An 18,607-nucleotide genomic window follows, 5' to 3' on the forward strand; every position below is an offset into this window, starting at 1 on the left:
GCGCCCCGCTCAGGACGCCCGCCTATTGTCCCACGGGACGGGCACTGCCATCGGCGTCGATCTCGACGACGAGCATCGCCCCGGCCCCGATGCTGCGCCCGCTGAGCTCCATGATGTTGGCCCGGTGGGTCACGTAGACCGCAGGTCCCTGCGCCTGCCGGTATTCCTCGGCCAGGTGTTCACGCCACGCCCGCATACGCCGCTCCCGATGCGGGGCGTTGGTGCGAAACACCGATCCCAGCGCCTCCAGGACCACCGGCTCGCCGTAGCCCAGCAGCTCCGCGGTATCGAAATTGCGACACCAGGGACCCGCGAATACCCGGATCGAATGGAGCCCGGCGGCCCGCAGGCGTTCGCCAGTCTCGCGGGCCTGCGCGCGACCCTCCTCGGAGAGATTGCGCTGCGTGGCGCAGTCGTCGACATCAAAGCCCGATGGGTCGCCAATCCCCGGTGCGATGGCATGACGCATCAGCAGGATGCGCTGCGGCTCCTGCAACTGCGCCACGATCACGCGTTCTTCGGCCAGATCGTCCGCCGCCAGCGGCACAGCGAGTGCCAGCACGATCACGGCCCAGACCCGCGGGAATACAGAGCGTTTCATGACGCCGTTTGCCTCGTACGACGACGCCGGCAGGCGGCGGAACAGTAGCGCACCTCGTCCCAGCAGCGCGCCCACTTTCTTCGCCAGGCAAACGGCCGACCGCACACGGCGCAGGTCTTTTGCGGGAGATGCGGCTTGGCATGCGCCACGGCGGTCGTTATCCCCCCGGGCGGCAGACCCCGTCGTCGCAGCGGGACCGCCAGCGAAAGCGGGCGATCACGTTGTAGACGCGATCCATCAGCCAGACGACCGGCGGAAGGCGATGCAGCACGCCGCCGAGCCAGCGGTAATACGGCAGATGCCGCCAGACCAGCACGAAGGCCCACGCGCCACTGCGAATGCGGCCCTCGGGACTGACGGCATGCATGCGCTGCATGGCCTGGTCCCAGGTGATGCCCCAGGCGGCGAGCGGCGCCGCATCGGCGTGGATGTCGCGCCAGTCGACCGCGGCAGCGGTATCCAGGCGCTGGTAGTGGCCGATCTCGCGACGGCACAGCGGGCAGCCGCCATCGAAGAACACGATCGGGCGTCCGGGGGCCTTTGGCGGTCGGTTCGCGGCCGGGTCAGGCATGTCCCACCGGCCCGGTCTGCTGGTGCTGCGCCTCGCCCAGCGATTTCAACGCGCGCTCCACCACATCGCGCGCGAGTCCCTGGGTCATCTCGGGGTCGGCCGGGATCATCTCGGTACGCACCGCCAGGGCCATCGCCAGGGCCTGCAGCACATCCCCGTTGCAGGTGTCCCCCAGCACCCCGATCTCGTTATCCAGGGTATCGGTCAACCGGTCCAGCAACTGCTGCACCCGCACCGCCGAACCCGTCTCGGGGTGCAGACGAAACTCGAAGGACACGGCCTCGCCGCTCGGGGTCACATAGCGATAGGGCAATACGTCCATGGCTCTCTCCTTCGCGAACGGTCGGGTTGTCGAGGCGGATTTCGGGGTCGGTCGGGCAGCCCCTCCGCCATTGGGCCACGAAACGGGCAAACAGTTCGACCGGCAGCGGGCCGACACGACCGGATCGCATCGCGAAAACCGCCCCGGCCGGCACGCGCAAGCGTTATCCTTGCGCCTCATGGAGACCCGCATCCGCAACATCGACTTCGCCGGTGCGCCGCGCGCGGCAGGGGTACGGTAATGGCGGCCCGCCGCAAGCGCCGCCCGCTGCGCCGCCTGCTCCTCTGGGTGGCCGGGCTGACCGCATTCCTGCTGGCGCTGGGCATCGGGGTTATGTTCGCGCTGGTGGTGCTGTTCGCTCGCGTCGACCCGCCCTACGGCATGGCCATGGTGGTGGCCACCGACTGGCAGACCGCCTCCAACCGGCGCCCGGACTGGCAGCGTCTGGATGACCTGCCCCGCCACCTGATGCTGGCGGTGATCGCCGCGGAGGACCAGCATTTTCCCAACCATCGCGGCTTTGACTGGGGCTCGGTGCGCCAGGCGCTGGGCGATCATGTGCGCGGCGGGCGACTGCGCGGCGCCAGCACCATCAGCCAGCAGACCGCCAAGAATCTGTTCCTGTGGCACGGCCGGTCCTGGGTGCGCAAGTCGCTGGAGGCCGGGTTCACGCTGGGGATGGAGACCCTGTGGCCGAAACGACGCATCCTCGAGATCTACCTGAACCTGGCGGAATGGGGCCCCGGCATCTACGGCATCGAGAACGCCGCCCAGCATTACTTCGGTGTCTCCGCCACCGAACTGGACCGCCACCAGTCCGCGCGTCTGGCCGCCATCCTGCCCAGCCCCGGGCGCATGAACCCGGTCCAGCCGGGCCCGCAACTGGACCGCCGTATCGCCTGGGTCGAGCAGCAAATGGCCCAGCTCGGGATCGCGTGGCTGGACCCGATGCTGCTGGAGTAAGCCTCGTGCCCGACCGACACCAAGGTCGGTCACGGAGATCGCCACGGCGTACCCGCTTCGCGAGGACGAGGATAGTCGACGTCGTCGCCATCCACAGCCACTGGTTCACCGCGCATCCATTCGAGAAGCGAACCGACCACGATGACTTGGGGCCTGCGCGCCCAATTGTGACGCGGAACTTCCTGCCCTTAGACTGGCCGGACTGATTGAATCGCACCGGGGCACGCATGGACGCCCCTTCCAGACATTGAGGTTTGCCGTGACCCATCTGCGACCATCGCGTCTCTCGTTTTCCCGTCTGTTTGTCCTCGCCTTCCTTATTCTGCTGTTGCCCCTGGGGAGCGCCTTTGCCCAGGACAGCAGTCCGCAGGATTCGGGAAATGACCTGCGACAGACGCTGATCGACGCGCTGGAGAATGAGGAGGCCCGCGAGCGCCTGCTGGAGGCCCTGCGGGCCGACAGCGGGTCCAGCGAGAGCGACACGGCCGAAGATGCCGTCCCTGTGGACACCGGCGAGAGCGAATCCGTCGCGCGCCAGATCGCCCAGCTGACCCAGTCGCTGGCCGAGGGGGCCGTCGCCGAGGTCCGGGCCCTCAACGACATCGCCGCGGACATCGCCGAACGGGTCCGTGCAATCGAGCCAACGGTGTTCGGGATGGCCGTGCTCGATCTCGCGATCATCATCGTGTTCACCGTGGTGGTGTTCCTGGTCCTGCGCCGCCTGGGCGCCCCGCTGTTCACCAGCATCGACCGCTGGGCCCTGAATGCCGCGGAGCACATGCGCCTGATGCGGGCACTGCCCGCCGTCGTCCTCGCCGCCGCGATCGACTTCCTGATCGTCATCCTCGCCTGGCTGGCCGGCTATGCCCTCGCGCTGTTCGTACTGGGCGAGTCGGGCGAGATGAACACGCGCCACTCGCTGTTCCTGAACGCCTTCCTGCTGATCGAGGTGACCAAGGCGGCGCTGCGCCTGATCTTCGCCACCCGCTACCACGGTCTGCGCCTGCTGCCGATGGCCGGGGACGAGGCCGCCTACTGGAACGCCTGGCTGGCGCGCATCGTGGGCTACATTGGCTACGGCCTCCTGCTGCTGGTGCCAATCGCCAACAACCAGATCTCCTCCGAGGCGGGGCGCTCGCTGGGGCTGATCGTGATGCTGACGGCGTTCCTGTACGCCGCCGTGATCATCCTGCAGAACCGCAGCCGGGTGCATGACCGCCTGATCGCGATGGCCAACCGGGCCGAGTTCGCCTTCACCCGGATCGTGATCTCGCTGCTGGCGAATTTCTGGCACTGGATCGCACTGCTCTATTTCCTGGCGCTGGCCGTGGTCAGCGTCACGCGCCCGGAAGACGCCCTGCCCTTCATGGCCAAGGCCACCGGTCAGACCTTGCTCGCGGCCTTCGCGGGCGTGTTCGTCGCCAACCTGCTGACGCAGCTGATCGGCCGGCAGATCCGCGTGCCCGACGAGACCCGGGAGAAGTTCCCGTCGCTGGAACTGCGCCTGAACTCGTACATCCCGAAGGCGCTGAAGGTCATGCGCCTGGTGATCCTGCTGATCGTGCTGGCGGTGATCGCGGATGCCTGGGGCGCCTTCAGCCTGACCACCTGGCTCGCCTCCGACACCGGCATGGCGGTACTGGGCACCGCGATCTCGGTCGCCCTGATCCTGCTGGGCGTGCTCGCCATCTGGCTGGTATTCGCCAGCTGGATCGAACACCGCATGAACCCCAACACCGGCGACGGCGGTCCGACGGCCCGCGAGGCCACGCTGCTGACCATCTTCCGCAATGCGGTCGCCATCGTGCTGATCGTGATGACCACCATGATCGTGCTGGCCGAGATCGGCGTGAACATCGGGCCGCTGCTGGCCGGCGCGGGCGTCCTCGGCCTGGCCGTCGGCTTCGGTGCCCAGAAACTGGTCCAGGACGTGATCACCGGGGTCTTCATCCAGCTCGAGAACGCCATCAACGTCGGTGACGTAGTCACCGTCGCCGGAACGACCGGCGTGGTCGAACGCCTGACCATCCGCTCGCTGGGTCTGCGCGACCTGTCCGGGACCTACCACCTGATCCCGTTCTCCTCGGTCGATGCGGTGTCCAACTACATGCGTGAATTCGCCTACCACGTGGGCGAGTACGGCGTCGCCTACCGCGAGGACATCGACGAGGTCATCGTGCGCCTGCGCGAGGCCTTCGAGGAACTCAAGGAAGACCCCGACCAGGGTCCGAACATCCTCGACGAAATGGAGGTGCACGGCGTCACCGCCCTGGCCGACAGCTCGGTCAACGTGCGTGTCCGCATCAAGACCCTGCCGGGCACCCAGTTCGGCCTGGGCCGCGCGTTCAACCGCCTGGTCAAGAAGCACTTCGACGCCGCCGGCATCGAGATCCCGTTCCCGCACCAGACCATCTACTTCGGTCAGGAGAAGGACGGGTCGGCCCCCGCGGCCAACCTGCGCATGATCGAGGCCGCGCCGGAGGGCGACGCCGACGACCGGGACTATTCACGCGACCGGCGCGCCCGCCCGAACCCGAAGCACAAGGGCGACTACGACGAGTCCGAGGACTGACGCAACCAGCGGGGCGAACGGCCGGCTGAGTGGCCTGCCGCCACGCGCGGTCATCCCGAACGGGCTTACCCTTTCCGCCAGGGCGGGATTTGGGTCAATATAGCCGCATGCGACTGTTGATCCTGCTCGCGCCGTTGCTGTTGTTCCTCGCCTGGGCCCCGGGCCTCTGGGTCCGTCACGTCATGAAGAAGTACCACCAGCCGGGGGACCGCTACGACGGCACAGGCGCGGAACTGGCCCGCGATCTGCTGGACCGTCACGGGCTGCACAAGGTCCGGGTGGAGAGCACCACGCACGGGGATCACTACGACCCCGACGCCCGCACCGTGCGGCTGTCGCCCGAGAACCACGAGGGCCACTCCCTCACGGCGGTCACCGTGGCCGCCCACGAGGTCGGACACGCCATCCAGCATGCCGAGGGCTACGCCCCGCTGCGCATGCGCAGTTACCTGGTCTGCGTCGCGGGATACGGACAGCAGATCGGCGCCTGGCTGCTGGTCGCCATCCCCTTTGTCACCCTGCTCGCCCGGCATCCGGCGCCCGCGTTCCTGTTCCTGCTGGCCGGAGTCCTCTCCATGGGGCTCGCCACGCTGGCCCACCTGGTCACTCTCCCCACGGAGTTCGACGCCAGCTTCCGCCGGGCCATGCCGATGTTGCGTGACGGGCGTTACCTGCACCCACCCGACTACCCGCATGCGGAGCGCATCCTGAAGGCCGCCGCCTATACCTACCTCTCGCAATCCCTGATGAGCCTGCTGAACATCGCCTCGTGGTTCCGCTACCTGCGCCGCTGAGCGCCTCCGCTCGGCCAGCCTGCCCGTTGTGCGGCCTGCCGACCCGGCCGTTCCATCACCGCGGGCTCGGCGACCCCTCACCCGGTGACTATCGCCGCTGCCACCACTGCCGCCTGATCCACCTCGACCCCGGGGTCTGGCCCGACCGCGAGACGGAACGTGCGTACTACCGCACCCACGAGAATCGGCCCGATGACCCTGGTTACCAGGCGCATCTGCAGCGGCTGATCGAACCGCTGCTCGAGGCCCTGCCGCCACCTGCCCGCGGCCTCGACTGGGGCTGCGGCCCCCAACCCGTTCTCGCGGCCCTGCTGCGGACACGCGGCTACACCATGGATACCTGGGACCCCGCCTTCGCACCCGCCTGGCCCGACGCACCCGACTCCGGCTGGGATATCATCACCTGCACCGAGGTTCTGGAACACCTGCACAACCCCCTGGACACGCTGCAAACGCTGCGCACCCACCTGCGCCCGGGCGGCGTTCTTGGCGTAATGACCGAATGGCCGCCCGCGGCGGACCGCTTCCGCCGCTGGCACTATCGCCGCGACCCCACCCACGTCGCGTTCTACGGGCCCGACACCCTGCACTGGATCGCCGACCGGCTGGGTTGCGCCCTCGCGCTGCCCGCGCGCGACATAGCGCTGTTCACGCGCAGCGATCCGCCCTGATCACCCCGAAACCGCGACGGGCATCACACGGATACGCCCGCCACGGGGCCCCGGGGAACTCCTCCATCCGCGGATCGTCTTCGCCAGGTGCCACTCGCCTGGCTCGACGCCCCTTGTCGGGCATGAAAGCGCCACGCTTGTTAAGCTGGGGTTAAGTGCGCTTGTCTAGGCTACCGTTACTACTTACGCAGGAGAGACTCTATGAAGATTCGTTCCCGGTCCGTCGCCGGACTGATCGCCGCGGCCGCCCTTGCGCTGGCCAGCCCGCTCGCCATGGCGCAGGGCATGGGCCAGCAGGGCCAGGGCGGCATGGGCATGCAGGGCGGTCAGGGCGGCAACCCGCAGATGGAGATGCAGCAGCTCCAGCAGACGCTCGCCGAGACCCAGCAGCAGGCCATCCAGAACAATCCGCAGCTGGAACAGAAGGGCGAAGAGCTGGAAAACCTGGTCCTGGACAAGATGGAGTCCGCCGGCTATCAGCCGCGTCGGGACCTGGAAACCCTCGAGTCCGCCGAGGAACGCCTGCGCGATCCGGACCTCAGCGCCGAACAGCGCCAGGAAGTCATCCAGTCCGAAGACGTGCAGCAGGCGCAGATGAACCTGCAGGAAGCCCAGCAGGCGGTCGCGCAGGATGAAGAAATCCTGGAGGCCCAGGAAGCCCTGCGGGAAGACCTGATGGCCGCCATGCGCCAGGAAAACGCCGATATCGACGACGTCATCCAGCGCATGCAGAGCCTGCAGCAGCAGATGCAGCAGCAACAGGGTGGCCAGGGCGGCGGCATGATGCGCTAATCGCGCCACCGTAGACCCAATGAAAAAGCCCGGTCCCCGTCAAGGGGCCGGGCTTTCTTGTGTCGGGCCCATGCCTGCACTGAGGCGCGCGGGCCGAACGGTCCCTCATTCCAGGCGGCGGGTCTCCTGCGCCAGCGCGCGCAGCGCCTCGGTCTGTCCCTCGGGCAGCTGACTCCAGTCAAAGCGCCAGGTCCAGTTGCGTTCGTCCACCGTACCGGGAATGTTCGTGCGCGCCTCCGAACCCAGTTGCAGGGCATCCTGCATCGGCAGAATCGTGAGCTGTGCCGGAGAACGGCAGGCCGCACGGATCAGCGGCCAGGGCATCTCCTCGGCCCCGCCCTCGTCCAGCGTTGCGATCACGTGCTGCTGCAGGGACGGCTCCAGAGAACGGAACCAGCCCAGCGTGGTGTCGTTGTCGTGGGTGCCGGTATACACCGCGCTCAGTTCGTCATGATTCGCCGGCAGGTACGGGTTGTCCGGCCCACCCTCGAAGGCGAACTGCAGGATGCGCATGCCCGGCAGATCGAAGCGCAGGCGCAGGGCGGTCACCTCCGGCGTGATCACGCCGAGGTCCTCGGCCAGCAACGGCAGCACGCCGAGACGGGTCTGAAGCTGTTCGAAGAAGTCCGCGCCCGGCCCCGGCACCCAGTGCCCCTGCGTGGCATCCGGCTCGCTCGCCGGCACCGCCCAGCTGGCCTCGAAGCCGCGGAAGTGATCAATGCGCACGGCGTCTACCGTCTCCAGGGTCCAGCGCAGCCGCTCCACCCACCAGTCGTAGCCGCGTTCGGCAAGGCGGTCCCAGCGGTAGTGCGGGTTGCCCCAGCGCTGCCCGGTCTCGGAGAAGTAGTCCGGTGGCACGCCGGCCACGGTCAGCGGGTGCCCCGTGTCGTCCAGATCGAACAGGTCACGGTGGGCCCAGACCTCGGCCGAGTCGTGCGCCACGAAGATCGGCATGTCGCCCAGGATCAGGATGTCCCGTGCGCGGGCATGCTCGCGAACGTCCTGCCATTGATCGAACAGCACAAACTGGGCGAAGCGTACCGCCTCCAGCTCCCGGGCCGCATCGACCTCCACAGCCGCCAGGGCATCCGGATCGCGGTCGCGCAAGGCGGCCGGCCATTCCCACCAGGGACGGCCGCCTTCACGGGCCCGGATCACCACGAACCGGGCAAAGTCCTCCAGCCACACCGGGCCCTGGGAATCCCGAAAAGCCTGGTAGGCCTGCGCCCAGCCATCGCCGGCCTGCTCCAGCCGCTCCCGCGCCTGTTCCAGCAGTGTGTCGACGGGCAGCGTCGGGTCCGCAAGGCCCGCGCGCGCCGCCAGGCGCTGCGGGTCGATCAGGCGCACATCGCCAGCGAAGGCGGAGATACTGGCATACGGCGAACCGTCCTCCTGCGGCGGGTGCAACGGCAGGATCTGCCACAGGCTGAAGCCAGCATCCCGCGCCCAGTCGAGGAAACGAAAGGCCTCGTCCCCCAGCGTCCCGACCGGACCCAGGCCCGGCAATGACACGGGGTGCAGGAGGACCCCCGCGCGGCGGCGCTGCATCAGGGGGTTGCAGTGTTCTTCGCCCGCCTCCATCCGCTACGGCCCCTCGTACATGGTTACCGGGCACATGGTTACTTGGCACACAGTTACTGGCCCTTGCGCATGGTACCGCCCGCCGCGGGATCACCGCCCCCGACCGAGAGGACCTCGCCCAGCGAGTCGGGCACATCGAGATCCGCCAGCTGGTACAGGCGGGCCAGATGCCGACGGTAGAGCTGTTCGAAGTCGCTGACGGAACCCGCGGGGTTGTATTCCCCGAACCACCAGCACCAGTCGGAGCCCTCGCATACCGCGAGCTGCTTGCGCAGCTCCGGCGTATCCAGTGCCGGATGCCGCGCGATGGCCTGGTCCACGGCGGTCCAGGCCTCGATCAGGCGGTCCCAGCCAAGGTTCTTGTCCGGGTCGCCAATCCAGGTGGAAAAGGTCCCGTAGACCCAGGAGCCCGCCACCATGCCCGTGAGTTCGCCGCGATCCGTCCGCGGACCCGTGCGCTGGCAGACGTCCGAGAAGGTGCACAGGTTCAGCCGCGGATTCTCCGCTACCCGCTCGTACAACGCCCGCAGGAAGTAGAAGCCGTTCTCCGGGTAGTACTCCCAGGCGTTCTCGCCATCCAGGATGACCGCCACCACGCCCCCGTCGGGCGAGACGGCGGCAATATTCTCGAGGTGATGCACGAAGTCCCCGACCGCGTCGTCGGCGTGCCAGTCGGCGTAGCGAAACCCGATCGCATCGGAAAGCCCGTCGTCGCGGAAGAACAGCTCCGTCCGGGCCCCCTTCAGGCAATACGGACGATGCAGCCAGCCCTCCTGCTCCGCCGAACCGGTATGCGACTCGGCGGTCTCCCCGGCCGCCGCCAGGCTGTTGCCGAGTACCGTCTGGCCACTGGCGGTCCAGCAGATGTCGTAGTCATCCAGCAGGCGCACGGTCGCCTCGCTGAGACTGCCCTCCGAAGGCCAGCAGCCGCGTGGCCGGAAGCCGAAGTACTGCTCGAACACCGCCAGGCCGCGTTCGATATGCCAGCGCACCCGGGCCTCGCCGTCCGGGTACGCCGGCGCCTGCGGCAATTCGACATCCGGCATCGCCTCGCGCGCCGACTGCAGGTCCAGCAGCAGCGGCATGATCGGGTGGGCATACGGGGTGAACGAGAGCTCCACACGCCCCTGCTCGGCCAGTTCGCGGTAGCGCGGCAGGATCGCCTTGACCTCGTCGCGGATCAGCTTCAGCAGGCGGCCCCGCACGTCGCGGTTGAAGCCCTGATCCGCCTTCAGCCAGCCCTGCACCTCGGGATAGGCGCGGCGCACGGTCTCCCCCAGCCAGGCCAGGTGATAGCAGGTCGCCAGATCCTGGAAGAAGCGGTTGTCCAGATGCGCCAGCAGCACGGCGTCTTCCAGCGCCTGGCGGGCCAGGGTCGCCAGGCGCTCGAACAGCGGGAACGGCTCGATCATGCGCGGGGCATGCGCGCGCAGGCAGACGCGCAGGATCTCGCGCCGCTGCACCGGATCCACCGGGACGATATCCAGCTGGAGCAGGTCCAGCACCGGGTCGCCGAAGCTCGAGCGATTGCCGATCCCGGCCTCCAGCCGCTCGCCGTAGTCCGCGATCTGCTCCAGCAGGATCGGCGCGAAATTCACCACCGCGCGCGCCTGGGGACAGGCCTCCAGGTGCGCGGCCATGTCGGTGTAGTCCTTCAGCGCGTGCAGGTAGGTCCATGGCAGAACATACTCGCCAGCCCCGGAGTCGTAGTACTGCGGCTGGTGCATATGCCAGCACAGCACCACGTCGAGCTGGGGCGGCTGGGTGGCTAGCGCGGTGGTACTGCCAGATTCAGCGGACATGGTGGGTCGCCTGTCCGAGCATCTCCGGCGTCACCACGCGCACCCCGCCCGGGGAGACGAAGTAGTCGCGGGCGTCGGCCTCGTCGTCCACCCCGATCTCGGTCCCGTCCGGGACCTTGCAGCCCTTGTCGATCACCGCATTGCGGATCACACAGTTCTCGCCGACGGTCACACTGGGCAGGATCACCGAGTCCTCCACGCTGGCACAGGCGTTGACCTGCACATTGGAAAACAGCAGGGAGTGGCGCACGGTGCTCCCGGAGATGATGCAGCCCCCGGAGACCATCGAGTCGATCGCCATGCCGCGGCGGTCCTCGTCGTCGAACACGAACTTGGCCGGCGGCAACTGCTCCTGATAGGTCCAGATCGGCCATTCCGAGTCGTACAGGTTCAGCTCCGGCGTCACCCCGATCAGCTCCAGATTCGCCTGCCAGTAGGAGTCGATGGTCCCTACATCGCGCCAGTAGCCCTGGCGCACGCCCTGCTCGTCACGGAACGGATAGGCCATCACCTGGTGCCGCTCGATGATGCCGGGGATGATGTCCTTGCCGAAATCGTGGCTGGAGAAGGTGTCGTCCGCATCCTTGATCAGCTGGTCGAACAGGAACTCGGTGTTGATCACGTAGATCCCCATAGAGGCCAGCGAGTGGGTCTTGCTGCCGGGGATCAGCGCCGGGTCCTCCGGCTTTTCCGCAAACGAGGTAATGCGGCTGGACGCATCCACCCCCATCACGCCGAAGGCCTTCGCCCGCTCGTGCTCCACCTCCAGGCAGCCCACGGTCATGTCCGCGCCGCTCTCCACGTGGAAGGCGATCATCTGGCCGTAGTCCATCTTGTAGATGTGGTCCCCGGCCAGGATCAGCACATAGCGCGGATTGTGCTGCCGGATGATGTCGATGTTCTGGTAGACCGCGTCGGCTGTCCCCGCGTACCAGGAGGTCTCGATGCGCTGCTGCGCCGGCAGCAGCTCGATGAACTCGCCGAATTCCCCGCGCAGGAAGCTCCAGCCCCGCTGCATGTGCTGGATCAGCGAGTGTGCCTTGTACTGCGTCACCACGGCGACCTGACGGATACCCGAGTTGATGCAGTTGGACAGGGGGAAGTCGATGATGCGGAACTTGCCGCCGAAGGGCACGGCCGGCTTGGCGCGCCACAGCGTCAGTTGTTTCAGTCGCGAGCCGCGTCCGCCGGCCAGGATCAGGGCAAGGGTCTCCCGGGTCAGGCGGCTGACGTAACGTTGCGGTTGTGGACTCATGCACCCATCCTTGTCGAGGCAAACACGTCCGCATGTACCCGCTCGCTGGGTCCTCGCTCCCACCCGCGGACAAGGCTCGGTGTGTGCCCTGACCCGCCTCGTGGAACCGCGGTATCCGAAAAGCGCGCGTACATCCGTTCGTGTTCCCTAGTATGTTGTACTCACGTGTTCTGCCGACCCGGCCTGAACCGCACTATTCCACGACCCAAACGCGAGCTTGATCCGAGTATGGCAACAGCCCCCGACAAATGCACCCGTTCCGTCGCCGATCCGTTAGCGCGCCTGGCCGAGGCCCGGCTCCATGATCCGCACAGCGTCCTGGGGCGCCATGCGCTGGATCAACAAACCACCTGTTATCGGGCCTGGCTACCGCATGCAACGGAGGCCTCCATCACACTTTGCGACGGGCGCCACATACCCATGGACGCCGCCTCGGGATTCCCCGGGCTGTTCCTGTGGCGTGGGCCGGTGGACGCCCTCCCCGCGCACCCGCAGCTGGACTGGATGCCCGAGGGTGGCACATCCACGTTGCAGGCAATTGACCCCTGGAGCTTTGCCCCGGACATCCCCGAATTCGATCGCCACCTGTTCGCCGAGGGCCGCCACTGGCATGCCCATCGCATGCTGGGCGCCCATCCGATCACCCGCGACGGCGTCGGTGGCGTGCGCTTTGCCGTATGGGCGCCCAACGCCGAACGCGTTTCGGTGGTGGGCGACTTCAACCGCTGGGACGGGCGCTGCCATCCAATGACCGTCCACGCGGGCAGCGGCATCTGGGAGCTGTTCCTACCGGGGATGACTGCGGAAACGCTGTACAAGTTCGAGATCCGCAATCGCGAGCACGGCAGCCTCCACCTGAAGACCGACCCGTACGCCCGCGCCTACCAGGTTCGCCCCGAGACCGCCGCCCGCATCCAGGAGGCCAGCACCTATGCCTGGAATGACGAGCACTGGATGCGCAACCGCGATCCGGAGGCCTGGAAGCATCGGCCAATGAGCATCTACGAGGTGCATCTGGGCTCCTGGCAGCGCAGTCCCGAGGGCCACTGGCCCAGCTACCGCGAGCTGGCCGAGCGCCTGGTGCCCTACGCCCGCGACATGGGCTTTACCCATCTCGAATTGCTGCCGGTCACCGAGCACCCGTTCGACGGATCCTGGGGCTACCAGAGCACCGGCTTCTTCGCCCCCACCTCGCGCTTTGGTCAGCCGGACGACTTTCGCCATTTCGTCGACCAGGCCCATCAGGCCGGTCTTGGCGTGATCCTCGACTGGGTCCCCGGCCACTTCCCGCGCGACGAGTTCGCGCTGGCCCGGTTCGATGGCACCGCGCTGTACGAACACGCCGACCCGCGCATCGGCGAGCACCGCGGCTGGGGCACCCTGATCTTCAACTACTCGCGCCCCGAGGTCCGCAACTTCCTGCTCTCCAGCGCCCTGTGCTGGGTCGAGGACTTCCACCTCGACGGCCTGCGCGTGGATGCCGTCGCCTCCATGCTCTATCGCGACTACGACCGCGAAGGCGAGGACTGGCTGCCCAACATCCACGGCGGCAACGAAAACCTGGAGGCCATCGACTTCCTGCGCCACCTGAACGAGACGGTCCAGACCAGTCATCCGGGCGTCGCCATGATCGCCGAGGAATCCACCGCCTGGCCGGGGGTCAGCCGCCCGCCGTCCATGGGCGGGCTGGGCTTCACCATGAAGTGGAACATGGGGTGGATGCACGACACCCTGACCTACTTCGGGATGGACCCGATCTACCGCATGCACCACCACGGCCAGCTCACGTTCGGCCAGCTCTACGCCTATAGCGAGAACTTCGTCCTCCCGTTCTCGCACGACGAGGTGGTACACGGGAAGCGCAGCCTGCGCGGACGCATGCCGGGCAACGAGTGGGAACAGCACGCCAACCTGCGCCTGCTCTACAGCTGGCAGTGGCTCTACCCCGGCAAGAAACTCCTGTTCATGGGCCAGGAATTCGGCCAGGGCCCGGAATGGTCGGAGGATCGCGAACTCGACTGGTACGTGCTGCAGTACCCGCTGCACCAGGGCCTGCAGAACCTGGTGCGGGATCTGAACCGCGCCTACCGCGCCGACCCCGCCCTGCACGCCCGGGAATTCGAACCGGACGGCTTCGACTGGCTGGACTGCGACGATGCCGCGCACTCCACCCTGAGCTTCGTGCGCCGCGACCACCAGGGCCGCCAGGTCGTGGTGGTGCTGAACCTGACGCCGGTGGAGCGCCCGGCCTACCCCGTACCCGCGCCCCACGCCGGGCGCTGGCGGGTCACCCTGAACAGTGACGCCGAGGTCTACGGTGGGGGCTCGCGCGGCCCGGCGGAGGCCTATGCCGAGCCGGTGGAACGCCACGGGCACCCCGCGACACTCTACCTGCATCTGCCGCCACTGGCGGCCCTGTTACTGGAGCCAGCCGGCGACTGACGTCGGGGCGCCTCGGGCCGAAGCCGCTAAGACCGGCTCCTGTTTGCAGGCCCGTGCGGGCCCGGAACTCGCGGCCCCAATGCCGGCCATGGGCTCGGGATCGGGATCGGGCTCATTCCAGGCGATAAAGCCCGCCATCCGAATGGTCCGTCAGCACATAGATGTGCCCCTCCGGTCCCTCGCGGACATCACGAATGCGCCCGATCTTGCCGTGCAGCAGCTCTTCCATGTGCACGACTTCGTCGTCCTCGATCACGATGCGCAGGATCCGTTCGGCACGCAGGCCACCCGCCAGCAGATTGCCTTGCCAGGACTCGAAGCGATCCGCGGTCACCATCGCCAGCCCGGACGGCGCCAGCGTCGGCAGGAACTCGTAGACCGGGTCGATCATATCCGCGTCGTGACGCGCCTCGCCAAAGGGTTCCTCGGACCGATAGTCGCGCCCCCGCGACACCACCGGCCAGCCATAGTTGCCCCCGGCTTCCATACGGTTCAGTTCATCCCCACCCCGGGGCCCGTGGTCCGTCAGCCAGATCGTGCCGTCCGCCGGATCCACCACCAGACCCTGCGAATTGCGCAGGCCATAGGCAAAGATGTGTGGCTGGGCATCATCGCGGTCGACAAACGGGTTGTCCGCCGGGGCCTCGCCATCCTCGGTCAGGCGCAGCAGGGACCCGGTATGTGCGGAAAGGTCCTGGGACGGGTCTTCCTGCCGACGATCGCCGATCGTCATTAACAGGGTGCCATCGGCCTGCCAGGCCAGCCGCGAACCGAAGTGGCCCGGATTGCTGCCGCCCCGGTCCTGACGGAACAGCTCCTCCACCTCGTGCAGGGCCCCGTCCTCCAGACGCCCGCGCCCCAGCGCGGTGTAGGACTGGTCGGAATCCCCGGTGACATAGGTGAAATACACCCGGTGGTTCGCCGCGAAGTCCGGGTGCAGCACAACATCCAGCAAGCCGCCCTGGCCGCGCGCCACGACCTCCGGCACACCCTCGACCGAGCTCACCTCGCCATCGCGCACCTGTTTCAGCGCACCCGTCCGTTCGGTCACCAGATAGCCACCGTCCGGCAGGAAGGCCACCGACCAGGGGTGCTCCAGATCACCGGCTACCCGCACAAGATCGAAACGTTCGTACTCGCTGGAGATGCCTTCCTCGACCACTTCGCCGGCCGGCGCCGAGCCCATCAGGGCCAGCCCTGCGACCAGCGCGCTGGCGCGAGCGGCGTGTCTCCGTCCCATCCCGTTTCGCATGCCTCACCTCCGGTTGTATGCCTTCGCAGAGTTCGGACACAACGAATCCGGTTATGTTCACGGCACGCACATGCGCGCTGCCTGGTCCCTGTTACCCGGGGGGCTCGATGCCGAGGCGTTTGATCTTTCGCCACAGGGATACGCGGTCGATCCCCAGCAGCCGCGCGGCCCGGGTACGATTCCCCCCGGTCTGCTCCAGCGCCTGGCGGATCTGTACGGCCTCCTGCTCCTCCAGCGTTCGCACCGGCGCCGCGGCCTCGTCCACCACCCGCGCGCTCGCCTCGCGCAGCGCGCGCGGCAGATCCGCCAGGGTCAGGTCCGTGGTGCGCGCCAGAGCCACCCCGCGTTCAATGATGTTGGACAATTCGCGCACATTCCCGGGATAGTCGTGCTCGACCAGACGCTCCAGGGCCGCGGGCTCGATGTCATCGATACGCTTGCCCATCGCCAGGGCGTGGCGCTTGAGGAAGTAGTACGCCAGCAGCGGGATGTCGTCGCGCCGATCCCGCAACGGGGGCAACACCAGATTCACCACGTTCAGGCGAAAGTAAAGATCCTCGCGCATGTCGCCACGATCCACCGCCCGGTCCAGGCGGCGATTACTGGCCGCGATCACCCGCACATCCACCGGGATCGGCGTACGCCCCCCGACCCGCAGGACCTCGCGCTCCTGCAGCACGCGCAGCAGGTTCACCTGCATCGCCGGGCTGGTCTCCGCCACCTCGTCCAGAAACAGCGTCCCGCCCGCGGCGGCCTCGAACAGGCCCTTCTTCTGCTGCGTGGCCCCGGTGAAGGCGCCCTTCTCGTGCCCGAACAGTTCGCTGGCCAGCAGCTCGTCCTGCAGCGCCCCGCAGTTCACCGCCAGGAACGGCCCCTCCGCTCGGGTGCTGTGGTTGTGGATGTAGCGGGCCAGCAGCTCCTTGCCGGTCCCGCTCTCGCCGGTCAGGACCACGTTACAGTCGGTCGGGGCGATCTGGCGCGCGGTCTCCAGCAATCGCTGCATCGCGGTGTCCTGCGCCACCAGCGTCGCCTTGCGCCCGCCCTGTTCCACCTGATCGCGCAGCGCACGGTTGTCACGCCGCAGCCGGGTGAACTCGACCGCCTTGGCCACCACCTCGCGAACCTCGTCGATGCGGAACGGCTTGGCGATGTAGTGGAAGGCCCCGGCCTTCATCGCCTCCACCGCCGAATCCAGGGTCGCGTGGCCGGTGATCATGATCACGGCCAGGTCCGGATCCCGTTCCCGCGCCCGGCGCAGGATCTCCATCCCGTCCACCCCGGGCATGCGCAGATCCGTGAGCACGGCGTCGAAGCGTTCCTGATCCAGGGCCTGCAAACCGCTGGCTCCGTCCTCCCGCGTGACCACCGTAAAGGGCGAGTGCCGGAACACCTGTTCCAGCTGGCGGCAGGCAATCGGTTCGTCGTCGATCACCAGCAGCCGCGCCTCGGGCGGGTCGGTGGCGGTCGACCCCGGCTGCTGCGGCGCGTCACTCATGGCGTTTCCTCGCATTCGCAGGGCAGCCAGACCTGGAAGCGGGTACCGCCCAGCGGACAACGGCTGACGCCGATCGCCCCCCCGTGATCCTGGATAATCTCCTGGGCCACGAACAGGCCCAGCCCGGACCCGCTGCCCTCCTCGCGGCCCCGGTAGAACGGCTCGAACACATGGTCCAGGGCAGCATCCGGTATCCCCGGTCCGTCGTCATCGACCGAGATGCGGACGACCGGGAGCGTGTCCTCGCCATGCACCAGCAACGCGCCCACCACGTGGCCACCGGGTCCCGGCCGCAGGTCCCCCAGCCGCCCCCGCTGAGCCTGGATGCGTACTTCCACGTCTTCGCCCCCGGCCTCGAATGCATTGCGCAGCAGGTTCACGAAGACCTGCTGCAGGCGTTCCGGATCCACGGTCACCTGCAGCCCGGCATCCACCCGGATCGTCACCTGATCCACCGGCAAGGTGGCGCGGATCAGGTCCAGCGTCCCGTCGAGAATCTGCCGCAGCGACCGGCACTCCTCGCGCCGGGGTCCCTGCGGTTGCTGGCGCGAATAAAGTAGCAGCCCGCGCACGATGTTCTGGGCCCGCGCGGTCTCGCCCTCGGCTTGTTGCAACCACTCGGCGAGCAGCCCCGGGTCCCCGGCCGGGCCCTCCTCGGAAACCAGTTGCAGCGCGGTGGAGATGTTGCCCAGCGGGTTGTTCAGTTCGTGGGCAACCCCCGAGACCAGCACGCCCAGTGCCGCTAGCCGCTCGGAACGGCGCAGGTCCGCCTGGCGCGCATCCAGCTCGTCGAGCATCCCGTTGAAGGCCTCCGCAAACGAGACCAGCTCCCGGTCCCGGGTTGGGGCCGTCAGCCGGGTTCGCGAGCCCGCGCCGATCGCGCGCAACTGGTTCTCCATCGACCGCAACGGCGCCAGGATCCGGCGGGCCAGCCACCAGCCCCCCAGCAGCACCAGCAACAGCACGAGACCGGTCGCCACCAGGAGTTCGGTGCGCGAGACCTGCACGCCCGTACGCAGATTCTCGCGTTCGCGCTGACTCAGCACCTTGGTCAGCGCCGAGGCCTCGCCACCGGCATCGCGGATGCGCTCGACCAGCTGCTCTCGCTCGAGCCCGGCGAGCCGCGGATAGCGTTCCAGGCCATCGCGATACGCCACCAGGGCGCCGCGCAGGCTGCCCAGCTCGTCGCCGCCGGCGTGTTGTTCGAGCGCCGTCTGATTGTCCTCCAGGCGCTCCAGCGCGGCCTCTGCATGGTCTCGGGCGGCCGCCAGGTCGCCAAGTTCGCCGGAGCTGTAGAACTTCTTTTCGAAGCGCCGCATCTCGAGGCTGTCCTGCAGCAGCTCGGCCACCACATCGCCCTGTTGCAACCGGGTCTCGATCGTCGAGAGCGCCACGTACTGGGCAACGACGAGCCCCATTACCAGGACCAGGACTCCGGCGTATACCCAGCGAACCTTGCTGCGCAAGCTGCGACCCATGATGTTACTCGTTGCA

Annotated in this window: 17 protein-coding genes; 7 read left to right on the forward strand and 10 right to left on the reverse strand. The window is 67.8% G+C overall.

Features of this window, described 5'->3' with window-relative positions:
• Nucleotides 1-22 precede the first annotated feature (22 nt).
• The 4 genes from F614_RS0101875 to F614_RS0101885 are packed head-to-tail and all read right to left on the reverse strand — an operon-like array spanning nt 23 to nt 1,494.
• Nucleotides 23-601: a histidine phosphatase family protein gene (locus F614_RS0101875; protein ID WP_026329779.1), complete on the reverse strand. Its 579-nt coding sequence runs from the start codon at nt 599-601 to the stop codon at nt 23-25.
• A complete protein-coding gene (locus tag F614_RS14165) occupies nt 598-750 on the reverse strand; it encodes a DUF2256 domain-containing protein (RefSeq protein ID WP_081619662.1) in 153 nt (50 codons plus the stop codon). Before F614_RS14165 ends, F614_RS0101875 begins: the two co-directional genes overlap by 4 nt.
• A gap of 8 nt (nt 751-758) precedes the next feature.
• Nucleotides 759-1,172 (reverse strand): thiol-disulfide oxidoreductase DCC family protein, encoded by a 414-nt coding sequence (locus F614_RS0101880; protein ID WP_038037201.1) that lies wholly within the window; start codon nt 1,170-1,172, stop codon nt 759-761.
• Nucleotides 1,165-1,494, reverse strand: coding sequence for a hypothetical protein (locus F614_RS0101885; RefSeq protein WP_018867076.1), 330 nt, complete (start codon nt 1,492-1,494; stop codon nt 1,165-1,167). Before F614_RS0101885 ends, F614_RS0101880 begins: the two co-directional genes overlap by 8 nt.
• Here F614_RS0101885 and F614_RS0101890 point away from each other — a divergent pair.
• The 6 genes from F614_RS0101890 (at nt 1,493) to F614_RS0101915 (ending at nt 7,286) form a co-directional block, all read left to right on the forward strand.
• Complete coding sequence (locus tag F614_RS0101890; RefSeq protein ID WP_018867077.1) at nt 1,493-1,735, forward strand: hypothetical protein; 243 nt, start codon at nt 1,493-1,495, stop codon at nt 1,733-1,735. The genes F614_RS0101885 and F614_RS0101890 overlap by 2 nt on opposite strands.
• Complete coding sequence (gene mtgA / locus F614_RS0101895) at nt 1,735-2,457, forward strand: monofunctional biosynthetic peptidoglycan transglycosylase (protein WP_018867078.1); 723 nt, start codon at nt 1,735-1,737, stop codon at nt 2,455-2,457. The genes F614_RS0101890 and mtgA overlap by 1 nt, the downstream gene beginning before the upstream one ends.
• Before the next feature lie 259 nt (nt 2,458-2,716).
• Nucleotides 2,717-5,029 carry a mechanosensitive ion channel domain-containing protein gene (locus F614_RS0101900; protein ID WP_019558128.1) on the forward strand — a complete coding sequence of 771 codons (2,313 nt, stop codon included), beginning with the start codon at nt 2,717-2,719 and terminating at the stop codon, nt 5,027-5,029.
• A 107-nt stretch (nt 5,030-5,136) separates the two neighbouring features.
• Nucleotides 5,137-5,823, forward strand: a complete 687-nt coding sequence (locus tag F614_RS0101905) for a zinc metallopeptidase (RefSeq protein WP_018875656.1) — start codon at nt 5,137-5,139, stop codon at nt 5,821-5,823.
• A 26-nt stretch (nt 5,824-5,849) separates the two neighbouring features.
• Nucleotides 5,850-6,494, forward strand: coding sequence for a class I SAM-dependent methyltransferase (locus tag F614_RS0101910; RefSeq protein WP_019558129.1), 645 nt, complete (start codon nt 5,850-5,852; stop codon nt 6,492-6,494).
• Nucleotides 6,495-6,695: 201 nt separating this feature from the next.
• Nucleotides 6,696-7,286 (forward strand): hypothetical protein, encoded by a 591-nt coding sequence (locus F614_RS0101915; RefSeq protein WP_018867082.1) that lies wholly within the window; start codon nt 6,696-6,698, stop codon nt 7,284-7,286.
• A gap of 105 nt (nt 7,287-7,391) precedes the next feature.
• Here F614_RS0101915 and malQ read toward each other — a convergent pair whose 3' ends face one another.
• The 3 genes from malQ to glgC are packed head-to-tail and all read right to left on the reverse strand — an operon-like array spanning nt 7,392 to nt 11,924.
• Nucleotides 7,392-8,867: a 4-alpha-glucanotransferase gene (gene malQ, locus F614_RS0101920; RefSeq protein ID WP_019558130.1), complete on the reverse strand. Its 1,476-nt coding sequence runs from the start codon at nt 8,865-8,867 to the stop codon at nt 7,392-7,394.
• A 53-nt stretch (nt 8,868-8,920) separates the two neighbouring features.
• A complete protein-coding gene (locus F614_RS0101925) occupies nt 8,921-10,669 on the reverse strand; it encodes a glycoside hydrolase family 57 protein (protein WP_018877530.1) in 1,749 nt (582 codons plus the stop codon).
• Nucleotides 10,659-11,924, reverse strand: a complete 1,266-nt coding sequence (glgC, locus tag F614_RS0101930) for a glucose-1-phosphate adenylyltransferase (RefSeq protein WP_019558131.1) — start codon at nt 11,922-11,924, stop codon at nt 10,659-10,661. Before glgC ends, F614_RS0101925 begins: the two co-directional genes overlap by 11 nt.
• 228 nt (nt 11,925-12,152) lie before the next feature.
• Here glgC and glgB point away from each other — a divergent pair, with 228 nt between their 5' ends.
• Complete coding sequence (glgB, locus tag F614_RS0101935; RefSeq protein ID WP_081619663.1) at nt 12,153-14,366, forward strand: 1,4-alpha-glucan branching protein GlgB; 2,214 nt, start codon at nt 12,153-12,155, stop codon at nt 14,364-14,366.
• A gap of 112 nt (nt 14,367-14,478) precedes the next feature.
• Here the strand turns inward: glgB and F614_RS0101940 are convergent, their stop codons facing one another.
• The 3 genes from F614_RS0101940 to F614_RS0101950 all read right to left on the reverse strand — a co-directional run bounded on the left by F614_RS0101940 (nt 14,479) and on the right by F614_RS0101950 (nt 18,591).
• Entirely contained in the window at nt 14,479-15,618 is a 1,140-nt protein-coding gene (locus tag F614_RS0101940; RefSeq protein WP_018880528.1) for a PQQ-dependent sugar dehydrogenase, read from the reverse strand.
• Between the two features lie 91 nt (nt 15,619-15,709).
• On the reverse strand, nt 15,710-17,113 hold the full coding sequence (locus tag F614_RS0101945; protein WP_019558133.1) for a sigma-54 dependent transcriptional regulator: 1,404 nt from the start codon (nt 17,111-17,113) through the stop codon (nt 15,710-15,712).
• Complete coding sequence (locus tag F614_RS0101950) at nt 17,110-18,591, reverse strand: sensor histidine kinase (protein ID WP_019558134.1); 1,482 nt, start codon at nt 18,589-18,591, stop codon at nt 17,110-17,112. The genes F614_RS0101945 and F614_RS0101950 overlap by 4 nt, the downstream gene beginning before the upstream one ends.
• Nucleotides 18,592-18,607: the final 16 nt, after the last annotated feature.

Source organism: Thioalkalivibrio sp. ALE12 (assembly GCF_000381105.1).
In the GTDB taxonomy this organism is placed as follows: Bacteria; Pseudomonadota; Gammaproteobacteria; order Ectothiorhodospirales; family Ectothiorhodospiraceae; genus Thioalkalivibrio.